Origin of the sequence: Streptomyces spiramenti (genome assembly GCF_012034385.1) — a bacterium.
Taxonomy (GTDB): Bacteria; Actinomycetota; Actinomycetes; order Streptomycetales; family Streptomycetaceae; genus Streptomyces; species Streptomyces spiramenti.
The window spans coordinates 1-3798 of record NZ_JAAVJB010000347.1; the positions used below are offsets into that span (position 1 = coordinate 1).

3 protein-coding genes are annotated in these 3798 nt (G+C 74.9%); 2 read left to right on the forward strand and 1 reads right to left on the reverse strand.

Annotated elements, in window-relative coordinates; translation table 11 throughout:
• Nucleotides 1-338: 338 nt before the first annotated feature.
• Nucleotides 339-1262, forward strand: a complete 924-nt coding sequence (locus HCJ92_RS22925) for a hypothetical protein (RefSeq protein ID WP_245241171.1) — start codon at nt 339-341, stop codon at nt 1260-1262.
• Nucleotides 1263-1374: 112 nt separating this feature from the next.
• Here HCJ92_RS22925 and HCJ92_RS22930 read toward each other — a convergent pair whose 3' ends face one another.
• Complete coding sequence (locus tag HCJ92_RS22930) at nt 1375-2658, reverse strand: DUF1015 family protein (protein ID WP_167935520.1); 1284 nt, start codon at nt 2656-2658, stop codon at nt 1375-1377.
• Between the two features lie 64 nt (nt 2659-2722).
• On the opposite strand from HCJ92_RS22930, the gene HCJ92_RS22935 reads away from it, so the two are divergent.
• Entirely contained in the window at nt 2723-3790 is a 1068-nt protein-coding gene (locus tag HCJ92_RS22935; protein WP_167935521.1) for an HAD hydrolase-like protein, read from the forward strand.
• Nucleotides 3791-3798 lie beyond the last annotated feature (8 nt).

The following is a 3798-nucleotide window of genomic DNA, read 5'->3' on the forward strand; positions in this document are numbered from 1 at the left end:
ATGGTGACCGTCCGCCGTTCCGTCGCGACGACCGGCCCGGCAGCGGCCCGCGTCGTGACGACCAGCGTGGCGGCGGCTTCCGCCGCGACAACGACCGTCCCTCGTTCAACCGCGACCGCGATGACCGCCCCCGCGGCCCGCGCCGCGACGACGACCGGCCTTCGTTCCGTCGCGACGACGACCGCGGGCACCGAGGAGGCGGTCGCCCTTTCGGCCGCGACGGCGGTGACCGTCGCGACGACTACCGAGGCGACCGGTCGCGCGAGCAGGTTCGGCGGCTGCCGATCCCGGACGACGTCACGGGCGAGGAGATCGACCCTGACGTCCGCCAGGAGCTGATGACCCTTCCGAAGACCCTCGCCGACGACGTGGCGCGCAACCTGGTGATGGTCGCACGCCTGCTGGACGAGGACCCCGAGAGCGCCTACGGGCACGCGAAGGTCGCGCTGCGGCTCGCCTCCCGCGTGGGTGCGGTGCGCGAGGCGGCCGGCTTCGCCGCCTACGGTGTCGCGAAGTACGCCGAGGCGCTGGCCGAGTTCCGCGCTGCTCGCCGGATGTCCGGGTCCTCGCACCTGTGGCCCGTGATGGCGGACTGCGAGCGAGGAATGGGCCGGCCGGAACGAGCGCTGGCGATGGCCGGCGAGCCGGAAGTGACGCGGCTGGACAAGGCGGGACAGGTCGAGATGCGCCTCGTCGCGGCCGGTGCACGTCGCGACATGGGCCAGGCAGAAGCGGCTGTCGTCACCCTGCAGAGCCCGGAACTGGCCTCCACCTCCTCGCAGCCCTGGACCGCGCGGCTGCGGTACGCCTATGCCGACGCGCTGCTGGCGGTGGGGCGTGAGGACGACGCCCGCGAGTGGTTCGCCCGCACGCTGGAAGCGGACCAGGCCGGTGCCACCGACGCCTCCGACCGACTCGCCGAGCTGGACGGCGTCACCTTCATCGACGCGCTCGACGAGTCCTCCGCGGACGAGGAAGGCCGTGACGACGAGAGCCGCTCCACCGACGCCGACCGCTCGGCCGTCGTCGACCACGACGCGGAGCTCGATGCCGAGGACGACGACGCGGACGACGACTGGCCGGTGGCCGAGTCGGCCGACCGCGGTGACGCCGTGTCGGCGGCCGTTGCCGCCGACTCGGACAGCGTCGACTCGGACAGCGCCGAGACGGAGCCCGAGGCCGACACCGACCGCGTGGCGACCGGCGGGTCCGTGACGGCCGTCGACGCCGACGCGGAGCCGGGCGTGAAGTCCGCCGGCTGACGCCGGGTATCGAGGCGACCCGAGGGGCCGGGATCGGACACGACGTCCGATCCCGGCCCCTCGGCGTGTCCCGGCTCCCGGGCAGGACCGGCGGGTGCGGAGCACCGAAGTCTCAGCTCTCGTCCAGGAGCCGAAGGACCAGGCCGGTCGCCGGTTTCGGGCCGAAGGACGTCGACTTCCGGGGCATGGTGACGCCCTGACGTGCGAGGTCCAGGACGGTCCGCTCACCGACGGGCCGCATCAGGACGGCCGTGCCGCCGCGCCGCGCCGCCTGCTCCAGAGCGGCGTCGATGTCGTGGAGGTAGGCGATGTCGGACGCCAGGTCGGGCACCCGCCACACCTCGCCGAGCAGTGTCGCGTGCAGGACCGTGGCGTCGAGCCGCCGCCATGTCTCCGGGTATCGCGGGTCCACGGTCCGGTGCAGCAGATCCGCGTCCGGCCCGTCCAGCAGCCGGTAGGTCCCGGCGCCGTCGGTCAGGACGAACGCGGGGCCGTCGACGTCCGTCAGAGCGGCGAGGGCTGCGCCCGCGTCGGTCGTGTCCAGCTCCCGGACGCGGAACCAGCGTGCCGCCGCAGCGACGGCGCGGTCCAGCGGGAGGCGCGGCAGCACCCGGTGGATCGCCCGGACCTGGAGGGGGTAGCGCGCGGTGTCGACCAGGAGGACGAGGGTCCGGTCCCACGGCGGGCGGTTGCCGCGTTCCTGGGCCACGCGGCGGCTGGTCGCCCAGCGGTGGTGGCCGTCCGCGATGAGCGCGGTCCGGTGCGCCAGGTCCTCCGTCACCGTCCGCAGTTCGGCGGGGTCGGTGACGGCCCACAGACGGTGGGCGAAGCCGTCCTCCGTCGTGGTCGCCAGCAGCGGCGGTCGCAGTACGGCCCTGTCGACCACCCCGGCGGTACCGCCCAGCGGGTCGGCGCAGGGCGCGGCGGCCGTTTCGCCGCGGTACCCCAGCAGCAGCGGTTCGAGGTTGGCGGCCGTCTCCCGCAGCAGCGCGGACCGTTCGGCGACGACCTGCGTCATGACGTCCTCGTGCGGAAGCACCACCCCGTCGGCGGGCGGGCTGAGCCGCAGGGCGCCGATGACGCCTCGCTGGAGCGTGCCGCCCCGGCGCTGCTCGTAGACGTAGAGCGCCTCCCTCCCGTCGCGGGCGAGTACGCCGTCGTGCAGCCAGCGGTCGAGGGTCCGTGCGGCCTCGCGGGTCGCCGCGCCTTGGTCGACCGCCTGCGGCAGGATCAGCCGCACCACGTTGTGGGGGTCGGAGGTGTGCAACGCGTCGACGCCGTCCGGCCGCACCACGACGTCGTACGGCGGCGAGGTCACGGCCGCGATGTCGCCCACGCGTTCCGGCACGTACCGGACGCCACGGAACGGAGCGAGGTCGAGACCGTCTGAGAGCATCCCCGCATCGTAAGGGTCGGGGCGCTCCGCGGGCAGGGTAGGACGTGCGGGATGATCGGTACCCATGGACGCAGAAGACGCACAGGGGACCGGGCAGGCCACGATCGGGTCGGGGCTGTTGCCCGCCGGGTCGGACGCGCCGCTCGCGGAACGGCACGACACGGCGCTGCTGGACCTGGACGGGGTGGTCTACGTCGGTGGTGCCGCCGTCGAACACGCCGTGCCGTCTCTGCTGACCGCAGCCCGAGGCGGCATGCGGCTGGCGTACGTCACCAACAACGCGGCCCGGACCCCGGAGGTCGTCGCCGCACACCTGGCCGAGCTGGGGCTGCCCGCGGTCCCGTCGGAGGTGGTGACGTCGGCGCAGGCGGTGGCGCGGCTGGTCTCCGAGGCGGTGCCGGCCGGGTCGCGGGTGCTGTACGCGGGGGCGGAGGGGCTGCGTTCCGCTCTCGCCGAGCGCGGCCTGGTACCCGTGGAGTCGGCCGACGAGGAGCCGGTGGCCGTGGTGCAGGGGTACGGCGGACCGGAGCTGCCCTGGGGGCGGCTGGTCGAGGCTGCCCTCGCCGTGGGGCGCGGGCTGCCGTGGTTCGCCTCCAACACCGACCTGACCATTCCCACGCCGCGCGGGGTGGGTCCCGGCAACGGCGCCGCCGTCGAGGTGGTGCGGATCGGGAGCGGCGGCACCCGGGAGCCGGTGGTCGCGGGGAAGCCGCAGCCGCCCATGCACCGTGAGTCCGTCATCCGTACGGGTGCACGTACGCCGCTGGTGGTCGGGGACCGGCTGGACACCGACATCGAGGGCGCCCACAACGGCGGAGTCGACTCGCTGCTGGTCCTGACGGGAGTCACCGACGCCGCAGCGCTGGTGGCGGCTCCGCCGCACCACAGGCCGACGTATGTCGCGGCGGATCTGCGGGGGTTGCTCGCCCCGATCCCCGGGCCCGTCGACGAGGGCGGGGCGTGGCGGTGCGGTGGGATGCGGGCGGCCGTGGACGGCGGGACGCTGGTCCTGACCGGGCGCGGGCAGCCGTTGGACGGGCTGCGCGCGCTGTGCGCCGCGGCCTGGTCGACCTCGCCCGACGGGCCGAGCGGTCTGGACGCGGCGGAGGCCGTCGCGGCGCTCGGGCTCTGACCGCGCAC